General features: G+C 75.4%; 5 protein-coding genes. 1 reads left to right on the forward strand and 4 read right to left on the reverse strand.

Going from position 1 to position 19,402, the window contains the following annotated elements; genetic code table 11:
- The first annotated feature begins 125 nt into the window (after nucleotides 1-125).
- Nucleotides 126-3,290, forward strand: coding sequence for a BTAD domain-containing putative transcriptional regulator (locus ACGFZP_RS17135; RefSeq protein ID WP_392933231.1), 3,165 nt, complete (start codon nucleotides 126-128; stop codon nucleotides 3,288-3,290).
- Nucleotides 3,291-3,322: 32 nt separating this feature from the next.
- Here ACGFZP_RS17135 and ACGFZP_RS17140 read toward each other — a convergent pair whose 3' ends face one another.
- The 4 genes from ACGFZP_RS17140 to ACGFZP_RS17155 form a co-directional block, all read right to left on the reverse strand.
- The gene (locus ACGFZP_RS17140) at nucleotides 3,323-3,580 is read right to left on the reverse strand and encodes a hypothetical protein (RefSeq protein ID WP_392933234.1); all 258 of its coding nucleotides are present in this window, start codon (nucleotides 3,578-3,580) and stop codon (nucleotides 3,323-3,325) included.
- Nucleotides 3,581-3,782: 202 nt separating this feature from the next.
- On the reverse strand, nucleotides 3,783-4,610 hold the full coding sequence (ddaH, locus tag ACGFZP_RS17145) for a dimethylargininase (protein WP_392933508.1): 828 nt from the start codon (nucleotides 4,608-4,610) through the stop codon (nucleotides 3,783-3,785).
- A gap of 77 nt (nucleotides 4,611-4,687) precedes the next feature.
- Nucleotides 4,688-5,983, reverse strand: coding sequence for an MFS transporter (locus ACGFZP_RS17150; RefSeq protein ID WP_392933235.1), 1,296 nt, complete (start codon nucleotides 5,981-5,983; stop codon nucleotides 4,688-4,690).
- A complete protein-coding gene (locus ACGFZP_RS17155; protein WP_392933238.1) occupies nucleotides 5,980-19,368 on the reverse strand; it encodes an amino acid adenylation domain-containing protein in 13,389 nt (4,462 codons plus the stop codon). The genes ACGFZP_RS17150 and ACGFZP_RS17155 overlap by 4 nt, the downstream gene beginning before the upstream one ends.
- Between the last annotated feature and the right edge of the window lie 34 nt (nucleotides 19,369-19,402).

The raw sequence follows: 19,402 nt of genomic DNA on the forward strand, positions 1-19,402 counted from the left end.
CAACGTGTGATCACCGCAGGCTCAACGCAGTCTCGACAGTGGCCATCAAGACGTGATTAATAGGTAAGAAAAATGTGACAGGTGCACGAGCGGGGCGGGCACACCGGTAGGCGGGTGGGGCAGTGATGGGCGACTTCCGGTTTTCTTTACTCGGTCTGATGCGGGCGCACCGCGGCACAACCGTACTCAAGGTCGGGAGCCCGCAGCAGCAGGCCATGCTGGCGGTACTCCTGCTGCGGCCCGGCCGGGCGGCGAGCGCCACCGACCTGATCGACGCCCTCTGGGGGGAGGAGCCGCCGGGCGCGGCGATGACCACGGTACGGACGTACGCCTGGCGTTGGCGCAAGATCCTGGAGGGCGACGACCGGACCGGAGCCAGCGTGCTGGTCTCGGTCGGGGACGGCTACCGCCTGGTGCTGCCCAAGCACGCGGTGGACGCGGCGCAGGCCGAGGAGCTGGCCGCGCAGGCCGAGCGGACGGCCGCCGCCGGGCAGCCGCAGCAGGCGCGCGACCTGCTCAACCAGGCACTGGACCTGTGGCAGGGCGAGCCGCTGGCGGGCATCCCGGGACCGTTCGCGGAGCGGCAGCGCCAGCGGCTCGGCGAGCTCCGGCTGGCCCTGTTGGAGGAACGTATCGCCTTGGACCTGACGCTCGGTCGGTTCTCGCGCTGCATACCCGAGTTGACCGCGCTGACCACCGAGCACCCGCTGCACGAGCAGGCGTACGGGCTGCTGATGCGGGCGCTCTACCAGGCGGGCCGGCAGGCCGATGCGCTGGCGGTGTTCCGGGGCGCACGCCAGCTGTTCCTGGCCGAGCTCGGGGTGGGCCCCGGGGCGGACCTGGAGGCCCTGCACCGCCGGATCCTGGAGGGCGACCCGACCCTCGTCGCCCAGGCCGCCCCCGCCGTCCCGGCGAGACCGGCCGGGGCGGACCGGCCACCGGGCGAGGAGCAGAACGCCCAGCCCGGGGACGGCAACCCGGCCGACCAGGGCGAGGGCGCGCAGCCGCCCGCCCGGGCCGCCCGGACCTCCGCCGCCCCGCCCCGACCGGCCCAGCTCCCGCCGGACGCCGGAGACTTCACCGGTCGCACCGCGCTGCTCGACCTGCTCGACGACGCCCTCGGCGCGCCGACCCAGCAGGCCCTGGTGATCGCCACCGTGGTCGGGATGGGCGGCGTCGGCAAGACCGCGCTGGCACTGCACGCCGCCCACCGCGTCCGCGACGCCTACCCGGACGGCCAGCTCTACGCCGACCTGCGCGGCGGCGACCCCACCCCGGCCGACCCGGAGGCCGTCCTCAGCGGCTTCCTGGTGGCGCTCGGGGTCGCGGCCGACACCGTGCCGGACGGCCTGGACGCCCGCTCGGCCCTGTTCCGCTCGGTGGTGGACGGCCGCCGCCTGCTGCTGGTCCTCGACAACGCCAAGGACACCGCGCAGATCCGCCCGCTGCTCCCGGGCGCCGTCGGCTGCGCCGTGCTCACCACCAGCCGCACCCGGCTGGCCGGCCTGCCCGCCACCGTCCAGGCGGACCTCGGGGTGTTCCAGCCCGCCGAGGCGCTCGACCTGCTCGGCCGCACCATCGGGGCGGAGCGGCTCGCCGCCGAGCGGGACGCCGCCCTCGACCTGGTGGTCGCCTGCGGCTACCTGCCGCTGGCCGTCCGGATCGTGGCGGCCCGGCTGGCCGCCCGGCCGAGCTGGACGGTGCAGACGCTCAGCCGCCGACTCGCCGTGGAGCGCCGCCGGATCGACGAGCTGCGGATCGGAGACCTCGCCGTCGAGGCGGCCTTCGAGCTGAGCTACCGGCAGCTGACGCCCGACCAGGCCAGGGCCTTCCGGCTGGCCGCCTCGGTGGACGGGCCGGACCTCGGCCTGGCCGCCGCCGCGGCCCTGCTCGACCTGGACGAGTACGACGCCGAGGACCTCCTGGAGTCCCTGGTGGACGTGGCGATGGTGGAGTCACCCTTCCCCGGGCGCTACCGCTACCACGACCTGCTCCGGGCCTTCGCCCGCCGCCGACCGGGGCAGGACGGTGTCGCGCCCGCTGCCCCCACGGCGCCCGGCGCCCCCTGCGGGGAGGCGGTGGCGGCCCGTGACCGGATGCTCGACCACCTGCTGGCCACCGCCTGCTCGGCCTTCCAGCACGCGGTACCCGGCGACCCGGCGGCCGGCGCGCTCGGCCCGGCCCGCTCACCGGGCGTCCGACTGGCCGGGCGCGACGCCGCGCAGGCCTGGGCCGAGGCCGAGGGGGCCGGCGCGGTGGCGCTGGCCGCCCAGGTCGCCGCCCAGGTGGCCGACTGGGCCGCGGCGGAGGACGGCCCGACAGGCGGCCTGGCGGGCGGGGAGCCGGACGCGGCCGGGGAGCCGCCGCAGGGCGGTCCGGTCCGGCCGGCCCTGCGGGCCGCGATCGACCTGCTGATCGCGCTGACGCCCTTCGTGCTGACCCCGCCGAGCCGTCAGCTCGGGGCCACCGCACAGGCCCTGGCGGGCGCGGCGGCCCGCCACCGGGACCGCAGAGCCGAGGGCCGGGCGCACTTCCTGCGCGGCAACATCGCCCTGGCCGCCACCCGGCTGGACGAGGCGGAGGCGGCCGCACTGCTGGCCGCCGAGGCGGCCCGGGCGGCGGGCGACACCGTGATCCTCCAGCAGGCGCTCAACGACCTGGGGCTGATCTGCCAGTTCCTGAGCCGCTACGACGAGGCCGTCGACCACTACGACGAGGCGCTGCTGCTGGCGCGCGCACTCGGACACCGCTCCGGTGCGCTGGTGACCACCGTCAACGCGGCGCTGGCCCGGGTCCGCAGCGGGCGGGCCGCCGAGGCGGTGGAGATCTGCCACGAGGTGCTGGCCGAACTGCGCACCCGGCAGGACGATCCGGGGCGGGCGTACACGCTCTACGTCCTGGGGCTGGCCCTGCACGCGCTGGGCCGGCACGAGGAGGCGGTCACCTGGTTCGGCGAGTGCCTGTCGGTGTCCTCCGCAGCCGGTCTGCGCGACCGCGCCGCACAGGTCCGCTACCGGCTGGCGGACAGTCTGCGCTCGCTCGGCCGGACGGACGAGGCCCTGGACCACGCCGGACGGGCGCTGGTGCTCTGCGAGGAGCTCGGTGCCGAACGCGACCAGGCGCAGGCACTGGTGATCCTCGGCCGCTCACTGGCGGACCTCGGTCGCGGCGGCGAGGCACGGGCCCGGCTCCAGCGGGCCCACGAGATCTTCGTGCGGCTCGGCCTCCCGGAGGCCGGCGAGGTGGCCGGGCTGCTGGAGGCTCCGGCGTTCGCCCTCACCGACCCCTGACGGCCGGGGCCGGCGGCGGGGCACCCGACGGTTCAGGAGCCGGTGCTGTTCCACTCCAGGACGCCGCCGTCGTCGCCACCGGTGGTCCCGCCGCCGGTGGCGCCGCCGGCCTTGTCGCCACCGGTGCCACCGGTGTCACCGCCGACGGTGCCGACGACGACCGGGCCGGTGGTGCCGGTCGCGTCGTCGGCCGCGGCCGCCGTGCCCGCCGTGCCCAGCGCGACCGCCAGGCCGAGGCCGACGGTGATCAGGCGGAGGCGGGCGGTGCGGACCGTCGAACGCTGCGTCATGACTGCTGCTCCCTTGGCTGTCTTCCCTGGTGGGAAGGGCTTTCCGTGGTGTGGTGACACCAGTCTGGCAAGGGCCGGTCAACGGGGGATCGACGTGCGAGCACCGACCGTCGATCGGGGTTGTTGATCCACCGGGAGCCGCCGATCCGGCCGTCGATCCGGCCGCGGGTCAGGCGGGGGTCAGGCGCGGGTCAGGCCGGGTTCAGGCCGCGTCGCGGATCTCCAGGGTGCAGCACTTGACGCTGCCGCCGCCCTTGAGGAGCTCGGTGAGGTCCATCCCGATCGGCCGGAACCCGCGCTCGCGCAGCCGGGCCGCGAGGCCGACGGCGGCCTCCGGCAGCACCACGTGCAGGCCGTCGCTCACCGCGTTGAGGCCGAAGACCTCGGCGTCCGCCTCGCTCACCAGCAGGGCGTCCGGGAACAGCCGGCGCAGCACCTCCCGGCTGCCGGGCGAGAAGGCCTCCGGGTAGTACATGATCTCGTCGCCGTCGAGCACCGAGAGCGCGGTGTCGAGGTGGTAGAACCGCGGGTCGACGAGCTCCAGGCCGATCACCGGCCGGCCGAGGAACTCCTGCGCCTCGGCGTGGCCGGCGGTGACGCTGCGAAAGCCGCGCCCGGCCAGCACCCCGCGGTCGGTCAGCAGCAGGTCGCCCTCGCCCTCGTTGACGTGCTCCGGGTCGTGCGTCGCGAAGCCCCTGGCCCGGAACCACTCCAGGTAGGCGGGGCCCTCCGCGGTCCGCTCCGCGTTGCGGAACCGGGCGCCGAGCACCCGGCCGTCCACCACGGTGGCGCCGTTCGCCGCGTAGACCATGTCGGGCAGGCCGGGCAGCGGGTCGATCAGGTCGACGCGGTGGCCGAGCTCCTCGTAGAGGGCGTAGAGCCGCTCCCACTGGGCGATCGCGAGGTCGGTGTCGACGGGCTTGGCCGGGTCCATCCACGGGTTGATCGCGTAGGTGACCTCGAAGTGGGTCGGACGGCACATCAGATAGCGGCGGGGGCGGGCGGTGCGGGCCATGGGCTTACTCCGGATTCGAGTCGAGGCGAAGGGCGAGGAGGAGACAGCGGGGAGGAGCGGGGAGGAGCAGGGAGGAAGGGAGAGCGGGGGGATCAGGCGGCCGGGTCGGACTCGGGGCGCTCGGGGAAGTCGCGCAGCGTCCGCAGCGGGCTGGCCAGCAGAACCGCAGCGGCCGAGAGCAGCACGCCCGCCATGATCCAGATGGTGGTGCGGGCACCCAGGACCTCGCCCAGGTAGCCGCCGAGCAGGGCGCCGACCGGAATCGCGCTGTAGTTGACGGTCGACGCGCTGGCCCGGATCCGGCCGATCATCGCGGGCGGGCAGTACGACTGGTAGAAGCTGCCGGCGAGGACGTTGCCGGCCACCACACCGCACACCGCGACCGACCAGGCGACCGCGCTGAGGGCCAGCGGCAGCTGCTCCCCGGCCAGCGGCAGCAGGAAGATGAACGGGGCGACCACCAGCTCGCAGAGCAGCAGCCCGCGCGCGGTGCCCAGTCGGCGGGCGATCCGCCCGGCCAGCGCCGCCCCGGCCAGCCCGCCGATGCTCACCACCGCGAACACCAGCCCCACCCCGTCCGGTTCGACCCCCACGTTGCGGACCAGGAAGACCGTCTGCACGGCCTGGATGCCGTTCAACCCGAGGTTGCCGACCGCGCCGAAACAGGCCAGGGTCCGCAGGTACGGGTCGTGCACCAGGAAGCGGACGCCCTCGCCGATCTCGCGCAGGATGCCGCGCCGCTCGGACGGCGGCGGGGGCTTCTCCTCGGCCCGGATCGTCCCCACGCAGATCGCCGAGACCAGATAGGTGACGGAGTCGGCGAGCAGCCCGCTGGCCGCCCCGAACGCCTGGGAGAGCAGCCCTGCCACACCGGGCCCGGCGATCTCCACCGCGGACTCGCCGGAGCGCAGCTTGACGTTGGCCTCCAGCAGGTCGGACTTGGCGACCACGGACGGCAGCACGGCGCCGTAGGCGGTGCTGAAGAACACCTTCACCGCGCCGGTCAGCAGGGCCACCACCACCAGCTGCGCCATGGTGAGCGCCCCGAACCAGCCGGCCACCGGGACGCTGCCGAACAGGACCAGCAGCAGCAGGTCGCAGACCAGCATCACCCGAAGCCGGGGCCAGCGGTCCACCCAGGCGCCGGCCGGCAGGCCGATGAACAGCCAGGGCACCCAGGCGGAGGCGGTCAGCAGGCCGACCATGAACGGGCCGGCGTTCAACGTCACGACGGCCACCAGGGCCAGCGCCACGTTGCCGACCGCGGTGCCGAGGCCGCTGGTCGTCTCGCCGATCCAGAGTTTGCGGAAGTCGCCCTGTGCCCACAGGCCCCAGCGGCTGCGGGGCGGGTCCACCTGCGGGGGCGGCTGGACGTCGACACTGGTCATCGCGACTGCTCTCCAAGCTTCTGGGCCAGCACGGAGGCGATCCGTGCGAGGGGCTCCGGCTGAGTCATCGCGCCGTGGTCACAGGCGATGCGGTGGTGCTCGATCCGGCCGTCGAGGTACGGCCGCCAGGCCTCCTCGTAGGGCCAGTCCGCGGGCTTGTCGAGGGTCGCGCCGAAGAACACGGCGTCGCCCCGGTAGCGGTCCGGGCGGTGTTCGGCCATCAGCTTGCCGTTGCGCTCGAAGACCTCGGGCAGGACGTCGGCCGCCTCGCCGAGGAGGGCCGCCAGCTCGGCCGGGCCCCGGGCGTCGGCCGGGTCGTGGCCCAGGGAGGCCAGCAGCTCGGCGAGGGTGTCCACGGGGTCGCCGGCGGGGGCCTGGTCGGCCGGGTCGGGCTCGATCGGCGCGCCGTCCAGCAGGGCGAGCAGGGCCACCGCCTCGTCCTCGGCCTGGAGCCGGACGGCCATCGCCTGGGCGACCACCGCTCCGAAGGACCAGCCGAGCAGGTGGTACGGGCCGCTCGGCTGCACCGACCGGATCTGCCGCACGTAGTCCTCGGCGATCTCGGCCACACTGGCCGGTGCCCCGCCGCGCAGGCCGCGGGCCTGCAGGGCGTAGACCGGACGGCCGGGGTCCAGGTGGCGCAGCAGTCCCGAGTACACCCAGCCGATGCCGGCCGCGGGGTGCACGCAGAACAGCGGTGCGCGGTCGCCGCCCGTGCGCAGCGGCAGCAGGACCTCCAGCGCGTCCCGGGCCGCCCCGGAGTGCAGCCGGCCGGCGATCCCGGCCACCGTGGGAGCCTCGAAGACGTCCCGGATGCCGAGTTCGGCGCCGAGGGCGGTGCGGATCCGGCCGAGCAGCCTCATCGCGAGCAGCGAGTGGCCGCCGAGGTCGAAGAAGTCGTCGTCGATGCCGACCGTGTCGAGGCCCAGGACGTCGGCGAACAGTGCGCAGAGCGTCTCCTCCTGCGGGGTGCGGGCCGCCCGGCCGCCGGTGAAGGCGCCGAAGTCCGGTGCGGGCAGGGCCCGGTGGTCGACCTTGCCGCTGCCGGTCAGCGGCAGCGCCGCCAGCGGGACGACGGCGGCCGGCACCATGTGCGCGGGCAGGGCCGCTCCGGCGAAGGCGCGCAGCTCGACCGGGTCGAGCGGGCCGTCGGTGACCACGTAGGCCACCAGCCGGGTGCCGGCCGCCTGGTCCTGGTGGGCCAGGACGGTGGCGGCGGTGACCTGCTGATGCTGCGTCAGTACCTGCTCGATCTCGCCTAGTTCGATGCGGAAGCCGCGGATCTTGACCTGTTGGTCGGTGCGGCCGAGGTAGTCGAGGTGGCCGTCGCGGGTGCGGCGGACGAGGTCGCCGGTGCGGTACATCCGGTTGCCGGGCTCGAAGGGGCAGGCGGGGAAGCGCTCGGCGGTGAGCGCGGGGCGGCCCAGGTAGCCGCGGGCGAGTCCTGCCCCGGCGAGGTAGAGCTCGCCGGGGACTCCGGCGGGCACCGGGTTGAGGTGTTCGTCGAGGACGTAGGCGCGGGTGCCGGCCACGGTGGCGCCCAGGGTCGGGCGGGTCGTGTCGGCGAGGGCCTGGGTGAGCGCGTCGACGGTGGACTCGGTGGGGCCGTAGAGGTTGTGACCGGTGGTGCCGGGGGTCTCGCGGAGCCTGGTCCACAGGGCCTGGCCGACCGCCTCGCCGCCGAGCAGTAGCAGCCGCGGTGCGGGATCGGCCAACAGGCCCTCCTCGACCAGCTGTTCGGCGTAGGAGGGGGTGACCTCCAGGACGCCGATCCCGGCCTGCCGGGTGTGCCGGACGAGGGCGGCGGCGTCGCGGCGGACTTCGTCGCCGATCAGGTGCAGCTCGTGTCCGGCGACCATCCAGAGCAGGCTGTCCCAGGACGCGTCGAAGCAGAGCGAGGCGGTCAGGGCGACCTTCAGCCGGCCGTGGGCGCGCTCCGCGCCGCCGATCAGTGCGGCGCGGTGGGCGGCCAGCAGGGCGGCGATGCTCCCGTGGTCGACGACCACGCCCTTGGGCCGACCGGTCGACCCGGAGGTGTGGATGATGTAGGCGGCGTTCCCGGCGCCGGCCCGGGGGGCCGGGTCGTCCGCCCGGTCCCCGGCGCCCGGCGCCTCGTCGAGCCGCAGGGCGGGCAGGTCGGCCAGCAGCTCCGGCAGCGGCCAGCCGTCGTCGGTGAGGACGAACGCGGGGGCCGCGTCGGCCAGGATGCCGGCGGTGCGGTCGGCCGGGTACTCGGCGTCCAGCGGCAGGTAGGCGGCGCCGGCCTTCAGCACGCCCAGCAGGGCCGCCACCGCCTCCGCGGACCTCGGCAGGGCCAGCGCGACCACCGACTCCGGGCCGGCGCCCGCGCCGATCAGGCGGTGCGCGATGCGGTTGGCCCGGGTGTTGAGCTCCGCGTAGGTGAGCTGCCGGTCGCCGTGGACGAGGGCGACGGCGTCGGGGGTGCGGGCTGTCTGGGCCTCGAAGGCGGCGGGGACGAGCGGGACGGACGCGGGCAGTTCGGTGCCGCCGCCGAGCAGTTCGGCGCGTTCGCCCTCGGCGAGCAGGTCCAGTCGGCCGATCGGCCGGGATGGGTCCGCGACGACCGCCCTGAGCAGGCGGCCGAAGCGGGCCGCGATCGCCTCGACCGTCTCCCGGTCGAAGAGGTCCGTGGCGAAGTCGATCGCGCACTCCAGACCGGCGGGCGCGCCCGCGGCGTCGAAGGACTCCCCCATGCCGATGCTGAGGTCGAACTTGGCCGCGTACCCGCCGGCCGGCTCGGGTACGGCCTGCAGGCCGGCCAGGTCGAGCGGCTCCGCGGAACCGCCCCCCTCCAGCAGCAGCATGACCTGGAAGAGCGGGTGGCGGGCGAGCGAGCGGGCCGGGTTGAGCTCCTCGACCAGCCGCTCGAAGGGCACGTCCTGGTGGGCGTGGGCGTCCAGCTGGGTCTCCCGGACCCGGGCGAGCAGCTCGGTGAAACCCGGGTCGCCGGAGGTGTCGGTGCGCAGCACCAGGGTGTTGACGAAGAACCCGACCAGCTCGTTCAGGCTCTCGTCGGAGCGTCCGGCGACCACCGAGCCGACGGGGATGTCGGTGCCCGCGCCGAGGCGGGTGAGCAGCGCGGCCAGTGCGGCCTGCAGGGTCATGAACAGCGTGACCCGGTGCTCGCGGGACAACTCCACCAGGCCGCGGTGCAGTTCGGTGCCCAGCGGCAGGACCACCCGGTCGCCGCCGTGGCCGCCGTCCGCCCTCCGGGGGCGGTCCGCGGGCAGCGCCAGCTCCTCCGGGAGGTCGGCCAGGGCCTTGCGCCAGTAGGTGAGTTGGCGCGAGAGCAGGCTGCCGGGGTCGTCCTCGTCGCCGAGCAGTTCGCGCTGCCACAGCGCGTAGTCGGCGTACTGGACGGGCAGGGGCTCCCAGACCGGCTGCTCGCCGCCGCAGCGCACCGTGTACGCCTCGGCGAGGTCGCGCAGCAGCGGGCCCATCGACCAGCCGTCACCGGCGATGTGGTGCAGGACCAGGACGAGCAGGTGCTCGTCCTCGCCGACCGGCAGCAGGTGCGCGCGGACGGGCAGCTCGGTGGCCAGGTCGAACGGGCGCTCGGTGCAGGCCTCCAGGGCCGCGGCCAGGCCGTCCGGCGGGCAGTGCACGGTCTCCACGGTGACCGGGGCCCCGGCCGCCGGGAGGATTCGCTGGTGGGGTTCGCCGTCGCGTTCGGCGATGACGGTGCGCAGGCTCTCGTGGCGGGCGATGACGTCGCCCAGCGCCGCGGTGAGGGCGTGGGTGTCCAGCTCGCCGAAGAGGCGCAGGGCGAGCGGGACGTTGTAGAGGGCGCTGGGGCCCTCCATCCGGTCGATCAGCCAGAGCCGCTGCTGGGCGAAGGAGAGCGGCAGGTGCTCGGGGCGCTCGCGGCCGCCCACCGGTATGGGACGGTCGGTGTCGGCCGAGGCCAGTCGGCCGGCCAGCCCGGCGACCGTCGGGGCCTCGAAGACGTCCCGGATGCCCAACTCGGCGCCGAGGGCGGTCCGCACCCGGCTGAGCAGCTTGATCGCGAGCAGTGAGTGGCCGCCGAGGGCGAAGAAGTCGTCGTCGATGCCGACCGACTCCAGCCCCAGCACCTCCCCGAACAGTGCGCAGAGGATCTCCTCCTGCGGGGTGCGGGCCGCCCGGCCGCCGGTGAAGGCGCCGAAGTCCGGTGCGGGCAGGGCCCGGTGGTCGACCTTGCCGCTGCCGGTCAGCGGCAGTGCCGCCAGCAGCACCACGGCGGCCGGCACCATGTACCCGGGCAGTGCCTCGGCGGCGAACCGCCGCAGGTCGAGGGCGAGTTCGGGGCCCTGCTCGGACACCGTGCAGTAGGCCACCAGCCGGCGGTCGCCGGTGTCGCCGGTGTGGACCGCGACCACGGCCTGGCGGACGGCGGTGTGCCGGGCCAACACCTGCTCGATCTCGCCGGGTTCGATGCGGAAGCCGCGGATCTTGACCTGTTGGTCGGTGCGGCCGAGGTAGTCGAGGTGGCCGTCGCGGGTGCGGCGGACGAGGTCGCCGGTGCGGTACATCCGGGTGCCCGGCTCGAACGGGCAGGCGGGGAAGCGCTCGGCGGTGAGCGCGGGGCGGCCCAGGTAGCCGCGGGCGAGTCCTGCCCCGGCGAGGTAGAGCTCGCCGGGGACTCCGGCGGGCACCGGGTTGAGGTGCTCGTCGAGGACGTAGGCGCGGGTGCCGGCCACGGTGGCGCCCAGGGTCGGGCGGTCGCTGTCGGACAGCTGCTGGATCAGGGCGTCGACGGTGGACTCGGTGGGGCCGTAGAGGTTGTGGCCGGTGAGCCCGGGCGTCTCGCGCAGCCTGGTCCACAGGGCCTGGCCGACCGCCTCGCCGCCGAGCAGCAGCAGTTGCGGTGCGGGATCGGCCAACAGGCCCTCCTCGACCAGCTGTTCGGCGAACGAGGGGGTGGTGTTCACGGCGCCGATCCCGGCCTGCCGGGTGTAGCGGACGAGGGCGGCGGCGTCGCGGCGGACTTCGTCGCCGATCAGGTGGAGCTCGTGTCCGGCGACCAGCCACAGCAGGCTGTCCCAGGAGGCGTCGAAGCAGAGCGAGGCGGTCAGGGCGACCTTCAGCCGGCCGTGGGCGCGCTCCGCCCCGCCGAAGAGCCCGGCGCGGTGCGAGGCCAGCAGGGCGGCGATGCTCCCGTGGCCGACCAGAACGCCCTTGGGGCGGCCGGTCGAACCGGAGGTGTAGATGACGTACGCCGCGTGGTGGCCGCTCACCCGCACGGGCGGGTTCCCGGCGGGCTGTCCGGCCCACAGCTCCTCGTCGGTGCGCAGCACCGGGACGTCGGTGAGCGCCTCGGGCAGCGGCCAGTTGTCGTTGGTCAGTGCCACGGCCGGTCGGGCGTCGGCCAGCATGTGGGCCGTGCGCTCCAGCGGGTACTCCGCGTCCAGCGGCAGGAACGCCGCCCCGGCCTTCAGCACGGCCAGTGCGCCGACCACCGACTCCACCGAGCGCGGCAGGGCCAGCGCCACCAGCGACTCCGGGCCGACACCGGCCGCCGTCAGGGCGTGCGCGATGCGGTTGGCCCGGGTGTTGAGCTCCGCGTAGGTGAGCTGCCGGTCGCCGTGGACGAGGGCGACGGCGTCGGGGGTGCGGGCGGTCTGGGCCTCGAAGGCGGCGGGGACGAGCGGGACGGACGCGGGCAGTTCGGTGCCGCCCGCGAGCAGTTCGGCGCGTTCGCCCTCGGCGAGCAGGTCCAGTCGGCCGATCGGCCGGGTCGGATCCGCGACGACGGCCCTGAGCAGGCGGCCGAAGCGGGCCGCGATCGTCTCGACCGTCTCCCGGTCGAACAGGTGGGTGGCGAAGTCGAGGGCGCAGTCGATCCCGGCGGGCGCGCCACCCGGACCGAAGGACTCCTCCAGGGTCACGTTGAGGTCGAACTTGGCGACCCCGGTGCCCGCCGCCAGCGCCTCGGCGCGCAGGCCGGCCAGCTCCAGCTCCGCCTGCTCGTTGCTCTGCAGGACCATCATCACCTGGAAGAGCGGGTGGCGGGCGAGCGAGCGGGCCGGGTTGAGCTCCTCGACCAGGCGCTCGAAGGGCACGTCCTGGTGGGCGTACGCACCGAGGTCGGTCTCCCGGACGCGGCCCAGCAGCTCGGCGAAGCCCGGGTCGCCGGAGGTGTCGGTGCGCAGCACCAGGGTGTTGACGAAGAAGCCGACCAGGTCGTCGAGTGCCTCGTCGGAGCGTCCGGCGACCACCGAGCCGACGGGGATGTCGGTGCCCGCGCCGAGGCGGGTGAGCAGCGCGGCCAGTGCGGCCTGCAGGGTCATGAACAGCGTGACCCGGTGCTCGCGGGACAACTCCAGCAGGCGGCGGTGCAGTTCGGCGTCCAGCGGCAGTGCCACCCGGTCGCCGGGGTGGTCGGCCCCGGCGCCGCGCGGGCGGTCCGCGGGCAGCGCCAGCTCCTCCGGGAGGTCGGCCAGGGTCTCGCGCCAGTAGGTGAGTTGGCGCGAGAGCAGGCTGCCGGGGTCGTCCTCGTTGCCGAGCAGCTCGCGCTGCCACAGCGCGTAGTCGGCGTACTGGACGGGCAGCGGCTCCCAGCCGGGCGCCTCGCCGCCGCGGCGCACCGCGTAGGCCTCGGCGAGGTCGCGCAGCAGCGGGCCCATCGACCAGCCGTCGCTGACGATGTGGTGCAGGGCCACCACCAGGACGTGCTCCTCGGGCGCCACCCGCAGCAGGGTGGTCCGCACGGGCGGCTCGGCGGCCAGGTCGAAGGGGCGGCGGGAGGCCAGGTCGACCTCGCCGTCGACGTCCTCCGGCCGGCAGTTCCGTACCTCGACCGTGACCGGGGCCGCAGCCGCCGGGAGGATTCGCTGGTGGGGTTCGCCGTCGCGTTCGGCGATGACGGTGCGCAGGCTCTCGTGGCGGGCGATGACGTCGCCCAGCGCCGCGGTGAGGGCGTGGGTGTCCAGCTCGCCGGACAGGCGCAGGGCGAGCGGGACGTTGTAGAGGGCGCTGGGGCCCTCCATCCGGTCGATCAGCCAGAGCCGCTGCTGGGCGAAGGAGAGCGGCAGGTGCTCGGGGCGCTCGCGGCCGCCCACCGGTGCGGGGCGGTCGGTGTCGGCCGAGGCCAGCCGGCCGGCCAGCCCGGCCACCGTCGGGGCCTCGAAGACGTCCCGGATGCCCAGCTCGGCGCCCAGCACGGTGCGGATCCGGCTGAGCAGCTTCGTGGCGAGCAGCGAGTGGCCGCCGAGGTCGAAGAAGTCGTCGTCGATGCCGACGGCGTCGAGGCCCAGCACCTCCCCGAACAGTCCGCAGAGGATCTCCTCCTGCGGGGTGCGGGCCGCCCGGCCGCCGACGAACGCCCCGAAGTCGGGATCCGGCAGGGCGGTGCGGTCCAGCTTCCCGTTGACGTTCAGCGGCAGCGCGTCCAGCAGCACCACGGCGGAGGGCACCATGTACGCGGGCAGCGAGGCGCCGGCGAAGGTGCGCAGCTCGGCCGGGTCCAGCGCCGGGCCGCCCACCGCGTAGGCGACCAGGCGGGTGCCGCCCGGTCCGCCCTGGTGGGGGAGGACGGCCGCCTGGAGGACGTCCGGGTGCGCCGTCAGGGTGGCCTCGATCTCGCCGAGTTCGATCCGGAAGCCGCGGATCTTCACCTGGTGGTCGGTGCGGCCCAGGTACTCCAGGTCGCCGTTCGGGCGCCGCCGGGCGAGGTCGCCGGTGCGGTACATCCGGGCGCCCGGCTCGAACGGGCAGGCGGGGAAGCGCTCGGCGGTGAGCGCGGGGCGGCCCAGGTAGCCGCGGGCGAGGCCGACCCCGGTGAGGTACAGCTCGCCGGGCACCCCGGCGGGTACCGGGTTCAGGTGCTCGTCCAGCACGTACGCCCGGAGGTTGGCGAGCGGGCGGCCGATCATCGGCCGCTCGCTTTCGGCCAGGCGGTAGTACAGGGCGTCGACGGTGCACTCGGTCGGACCGTAGATGTTGAACGCGAGGGTGCCGGGGGTGTTGCGCAGCGTCGTCCAGAGCGACTGGCCGGCGGCCTCGCCGCCGAGCAGCAGCACCGCGGGCGCGCAGCGGGTCAGCAGCCCCTCCTCGATCAGCTGGTCGGCGTAGGTGGGCGTGAGGTCCAGGGCGTCGATCCGGGCCTGCTCGGCGTACCGGACGACGGCCCCGGCGTCGCGCCGCAGGTCGTCGCCGATCAGGTGCAGCTCGTGGCCGGCGGCGAGCCAGAGGAAGCCCTCCAGCGAGGTGTCGAAGGACAGCGAGGCGGTGAGCGCCATCCGCAGCGGCCGCCCGGGACGGGCCCGGCGGGCGGTGTCGATGGTCTCGGCGCGGTGGAAGGCCAGCAGGTTGGCCAGGCCTCCGTGGCCGACCACGACGCCCTTGGGGCGGCCGGTCGAACCGGAGGTGTAGATGACGTACGCCGCGTGGTCGGCGCCCGCGCGGACCGGCAGGTCCTCGGCGGGCTGCTCGGCCCACAGCTCCTCGTCGGTGCGCAGCAGCGGGACTCCGGCGAGCGCCTCGGGCAGTGGCCAGCCGTCGTTGGTGAGGGCCACCGCGGGCCGGGAGTCCGCCAGCATGTGGGCGAGGCGGTCCACCGGGTACTCGGCGTCCAGCGGCAGGAACGCGGCCCCGGCCTTCAGCACCGCGAGGATGCCGACCACCGACTCCACCGAGCGGGGCAGCGCCAGCGCGACCAGCGACTCCGGGCCGACGCCCGCCGCCAGCAGGCCGCGGGCCAGCCGGTTCGCCCGGCTGTTGAGCTGTCGGAAGGTCAGCGTCTCGGCGCCGTGGACCAGGGCCGTGGCCTCCGGCGACCGGGCCGCGTTCGCCTCGAACACGGCCGGGACGGAGGGCGCGGCGGCGGTGGCGTCCGGGGTGCCGTTCCAGCGGGCGAGCGTCTCCTGCTCGGCCGCGCCCAGCACCTCCAGGGTGCCGACCGGGCGGCCGGGGTCGGCGGCGGCCTGCTCCAGGATCCGTGCCAGGGCCGCGGCGAGCCGCTCGGCGGTGGCGCGGTCGAAGAGGTCGGTCGCGTACTCCAGGCCGCCGCCGAGGCCGGCGGGGGTGCCGTCGGGGTGGTGCTGCTCGACCAGGTTGAGGGTGAGGTCGAAGGTGGCGGTGCCGAACCCGACCGGCTCGTGCGCGGCCTGGACCCCGGGGAACGCGGGCCCGGCGTCGGCGGTGTTGTCGAAGGCCAGCATCACCTGGAACAGCGGGTGGCGGGCGAGCGAGCGGGCCGGGTTGAGCTCCTCCACGAGGCGCTCGAAGGGCACGTCCTGGTGCGCGTACGCGGCGAGGTCGGCCTCCCGGACGCGGCCCAGCAGCTCGGTGAAGTCCGGTCGGCCGGAGAGGTCGGTGCGCAGCACCAGGGTGTTGGCGAAGAAGCCGACCAGGTCCTCGACGGCCTCGTCGAGGCGGCCGGCCAGCGGGGTGCCGATCGCGATGTCGGGGCCGGCGCCGAAGCGGTGCAGCAGGGTGGCGTACGCGGCCTGGAGCACCATGAACAGGGTGGCGCCGTGCTCGGCGGCCAGGCCGGTGAGCCGGGCGTGCAGGTCGGCGCCCAGCTCGATCGGGACGACCTCGCCGCGGTGGGAGGCGACCGGCGGGCGGGGGCGGTCCAGCGGCAGCGCGAGCTCGTCCGGGAGGTCGGCCAGGGCCTCGCGCCAGTAGGCGAGCTGGCGCCCGCCCAGGCTCTGCGGGTCGCTGTCGGGGCCGAGCAGTTCGTGCTGCCAGAGGGTGTAGTCGGCGTACTGGACGGGCAGCGGCGCCCAGTCGGGGGCCGCGCCGGCGAGCCGGGCCCGGTAGGCCTCGGCGAGGTCGCCGAACAGCGGGCGCAGCGACCAGCCGTCGCCGGCGATGTGGTGCACGACCAGCACCAGGACGTGCTCGTCCGGCCCCTCCGGGCGCAGGTAGGCGTGGATCGGCACCTCGGTGGCGAGGTCGAAGGTGTGGCCGACGAGGTCGGCGGCGGGGCGGTCGGTACGGGTGAGCAGGGCGGTGGGCGGCTCGGCCAGCACCTGCTGGTAGGGCACGCCCTCGTGCTCGCCGAAGACGGTGCGCAGCGCCTCGTGCCGGGAGACGACGTCGCCGAGGGCCTGCTCCAGGGCGGTGGCGTCCAGCGGGCCGCGCAGGCGCAGCGCCAGGGTGACGTTGTAGGTGGTGGCCGGGCCCTCGGCCTGGCCGAGGAACCAGAGGCGGCGCTGGGCGAAGGAGAGCGGCAGCCGGTCGGGGCGCGGGCCGGGGCGCAGCGCGGGCCTGGCCGGGGTGGCGGCGGAGCCGGCGGTGTCGGCGAGGCGGGCGGCGAGGCCGGCCACCGTCGGGGCCTGGAAGAGGTCGCCGATGGAGAGTTCGACGCCGAGTTCCGTCCGGGCGCGGCCGACCAGGCGGGTGGCGAGCAGGGAGTGGCCGCCGAGTTCGAAGAAGTCGTCGTCGATGGTGATGTCGTCGATGCCGAGGATCTCGCCGAACAGGGCGCACAGGGTCTGCTCGCGCTCGTCCCGCGGGGCGCGGCCGTCGCCGGTCGCGCCGAGGTCGGGGGCGGGCAGGACCCGCCGGTCGACCTTGCCGTTGGCGTTGAGCGGCAGGGTGTCCAGGACGACGACGGCGGAGGGGACCATGTAGCCCGGCAGGCTCTCGGCGGCGAACCGGCGCAGCTCGGCGGCGAGGTCGGCGGGGTCGGCGCCGTCAAGGGAGGTGGTGTCGGCCGCGCAGTAGCCGACCAGCCGGGTGTCGCCGGGGCGGTCCTCCCGGGCGATCACGATGACCTGGCGGACGGCGGGGTGGCGGGAGAGCACCGCCTCGATCTCGCCGAGCTCGATCCGGAACCCGCGCAGCTTGACCTGGCCGTCGATCCGGCCGAGGAACTCGATCGCCCCGTCGGCCCGCCACCGGACGAGGTCGCCGGTGCGGTACATCCGCGCGCCGCCACCCGTCGGGCAGGCGACGAAGCGCTCGGCGGTGAGGCCGGGCCGCCGCCAGTAGCCGCGGGCCAGCCCGGCGCCGGCCACGTACAGCTCGCCGGGCACGCCGGGCGGGACGGGCTGCAGCCGGGCGTCCAGGACGTAGGCCCGCATGTTGTCGAGCGGGCCGCCGATCGGTACCCGGGGGCCGTCCAGGTCGGCGGCCCGCAGGTGGTGGAAGGTCGCGAAGGTGGTGGCCTCGGTCGGGCCGTAGACGTGGGCGAGCAGCAGCTCGGGGCAGGTGTCGAGGACCCGCCGCAGCAGGGTGCCGGAGGCGGCCTCGCCGCCCGTGCAGACCGCCCGCAGCGCCGCGAAGGTCTCCGGGGCCTCCTCGGCGACCAGGTCGAACAGGGCCTTGGTGAGGAACACGGCGGTGACCTGGTGGCGGGCCGTCACCGCGCGCAGGGCGTCGGCGTCCAGGGCGCCCGGCGGGGCGACCACGACCGTGCCGCCGGCCAGCAGGGGCGTCCAGAGCTCGTAGGTGGCGGCGTCGAAGGCGTGCGGGGAGTGCAGCAGGACGCGCTCGTGGCGGCCGTCGCGCCAGCGCCGGTCGGCGGCCAGGTCGACCACGTCGCGGTGCCGGACGGCGACGCCCTTGGGCACACCGGTCGAGCCGGAGGTGTACATCACGTAGGCGAGCTGGTCGGGGTGGACGGCGACGCCCGGGTCGGCGTCGGCGGCGGGGTACTCGCTGCTGGCGCGGTGCTCGTCGCCGGGCCGCACCACCGCGGCGCCGTGCGCGAAGCCCGGGTCGGCGCGGTCGGTGAGCAGGACGGGGGCACCGGTGTCGGCGAGCACGGCGGCCATCCGGTCCGGCGGCAGGCTGGCGTGCATCGGCACGTAGCAGCCGCCGGCCTTGAGGACCGCGAGGGTGGCGACGACCACGTCGACCGAGCGCTCCATCAGCATCGCGACCGGCGTCTCGGCTCCGACCCCGAGGGCGATCAGGTGCCGGGCGAGCCGGTTGGCCCGGGCGTCGAGCGCGGCGTAGGAGAGTGTGCCGCCGTCGTGGGCGAGCGCGACCGCGTCCGGGGTGCGGGCGGCCTGCTCGGCGAACAGCTGCGGCAGCGCCCCGGTGCGAAGGGGGGCCGCGGTGTCGTTCCAGTCGGCCAGGATGCGCCCGCGCTCCTCGGGGGCGAGCACGTCGAGGGAGCCGATCGGCGCCTCGGGGTCGGCCGCGGCGCCGGCCAGCAGCCGGCCCAGCCGCTCGAACAGGGTGCTGACGGTGGCGCGGTCGTACAGGTCGGCCGCGTACTCGACGGAGCCGCTGAGGCCGGCGGGCGCACCGTCCGGGCCGAACCGCTCGGTGACGCCGATGTTGAGGTCGAACTTGGCGACCCGCAGGCCGATCGGCTCGGACACCGACTCCAGGCCCGGCAGGCCGAGTTCGGCCTCGTCGTTGTTCTGCAGGACGAGCAGCGCCTGGAACAGCGGGTGGCGGCCCGACACCCGGGCCGGGTTGAGCTCCTCGACGAGGCGCTCGAAGGGCACGTCCTGGTGGGCGTACGCGTCGAGTTGGGCCTCCCGGACGCGGCGGAGCAGCTCGGCGAAGCCCGGGTCGCCGGAGGTGTCGGTGCGCAGCACCAGGGTGTTGACGAAGAAGCCGACCAGGTCGTTCAGGGCCTCGTCGGAGCGCCCGGCGACGCCGGTGCCGAGGGGGATGTCGGTGCCCGCGCCGAGCCGGGTGAACAGGGCGGCCAGGCCGGCCTGCAGGACGGTGAACAGGGTGGACCGGTGCCGCCGGGCCAGGTCGACCAGGGCGGCGTGCAGTTCGGCGCCGTACCCGAAGGCCACGGCGTCGGCGGCGGCGCTGGGCACCGGCGGCCGGGGGCGGTCGACGGGGAGCTCCAGCTCCTCCGGCAGACCGGCCAGCGTCGTCCGCCAGTAGTCGAGTTGGCGGGCGAGCAGGCTCTGCGGGTCCTGCTCGTCGCCGAGCAGCTCGCGCTGCCAGAGGGCGTAGTCGGCGTACTGGACGGGCAGCGGCTCCCAGTCGGGGGCCGCCCCGGCCAGCCGCGCCCGGTAGGCGGTGGCGAGGTCGCGCAGCAGCGGCCCGAGCGACCAGCCGTCGCCGGCGATGTGGTGGAGCACCACCAGCAGCACGTGCTCGGTGGGTGAGAGAGAGAAGACCGTGACCCGGATGGGCAGTTCGTGTGCCAGGTCGAAGGTGTGGGCCGCCGCCGCGTCCCGCAGAGCGGGGTAGTCGGCCGGGGCGCAGTCGACCGTCTCGAAGCGGGGCCGCGCCTCGTCGCACGGCACGATCTGCTGCACCGGCACCCCCGCGACCACCGGGAACACCGTCCGCAGCGCCTCGTGCCGGGCGGCCACGTCCGCCGTGGCGGCGCGCAGTGCGGCGGTGTCGAGCCCGCCGCGCAGGCGTACCGCGAACGGCAGGTTGTAGAGCGCGGTCGGCCCTTCGATCTGGTCGATCAGCCAGAGACGCTGTTGTGCGTACGAAACCGGGATCACGGTGCTTCCTCTACTCACGTCACGGCGGGTGTTC

Source organism: Kitasatospora sp. NPDC048239 (assembly GCF_043202015.1).
Lineage (GTDB): Bacteria > Actinomycetota > Actinomycetes > Streptomycetales > Streptomycetaceae > Kitasatospora.

What these genes read in the sequence shown, in the direction of transcription:
- ACGFZP_RS17140 (WP_392933234.1), bottom strand. Translation starts at nt 3,580, where the DNA reads ATGACGCAGCGTTCGACGGTCCGCACCGCCCGCCTCCGCCTGATCACC.
- ACGFZP_RS17135 (WP_392933231.1), top strand. Translation starts at nt 126, where the DNA reads ATGGGCGACTTCCGGTTTTCTTTACTCGGTCTGATGCGGGCGCACCGC.
- ACGFZP_RS17150 (WP_392933235.1), bottom strand. Translation starts at nt 5,983, where the DNA reads ATGACCAGTGTCGACGTCCAGCCGCCCCCGCAGGTGGACCCGCCCCGC.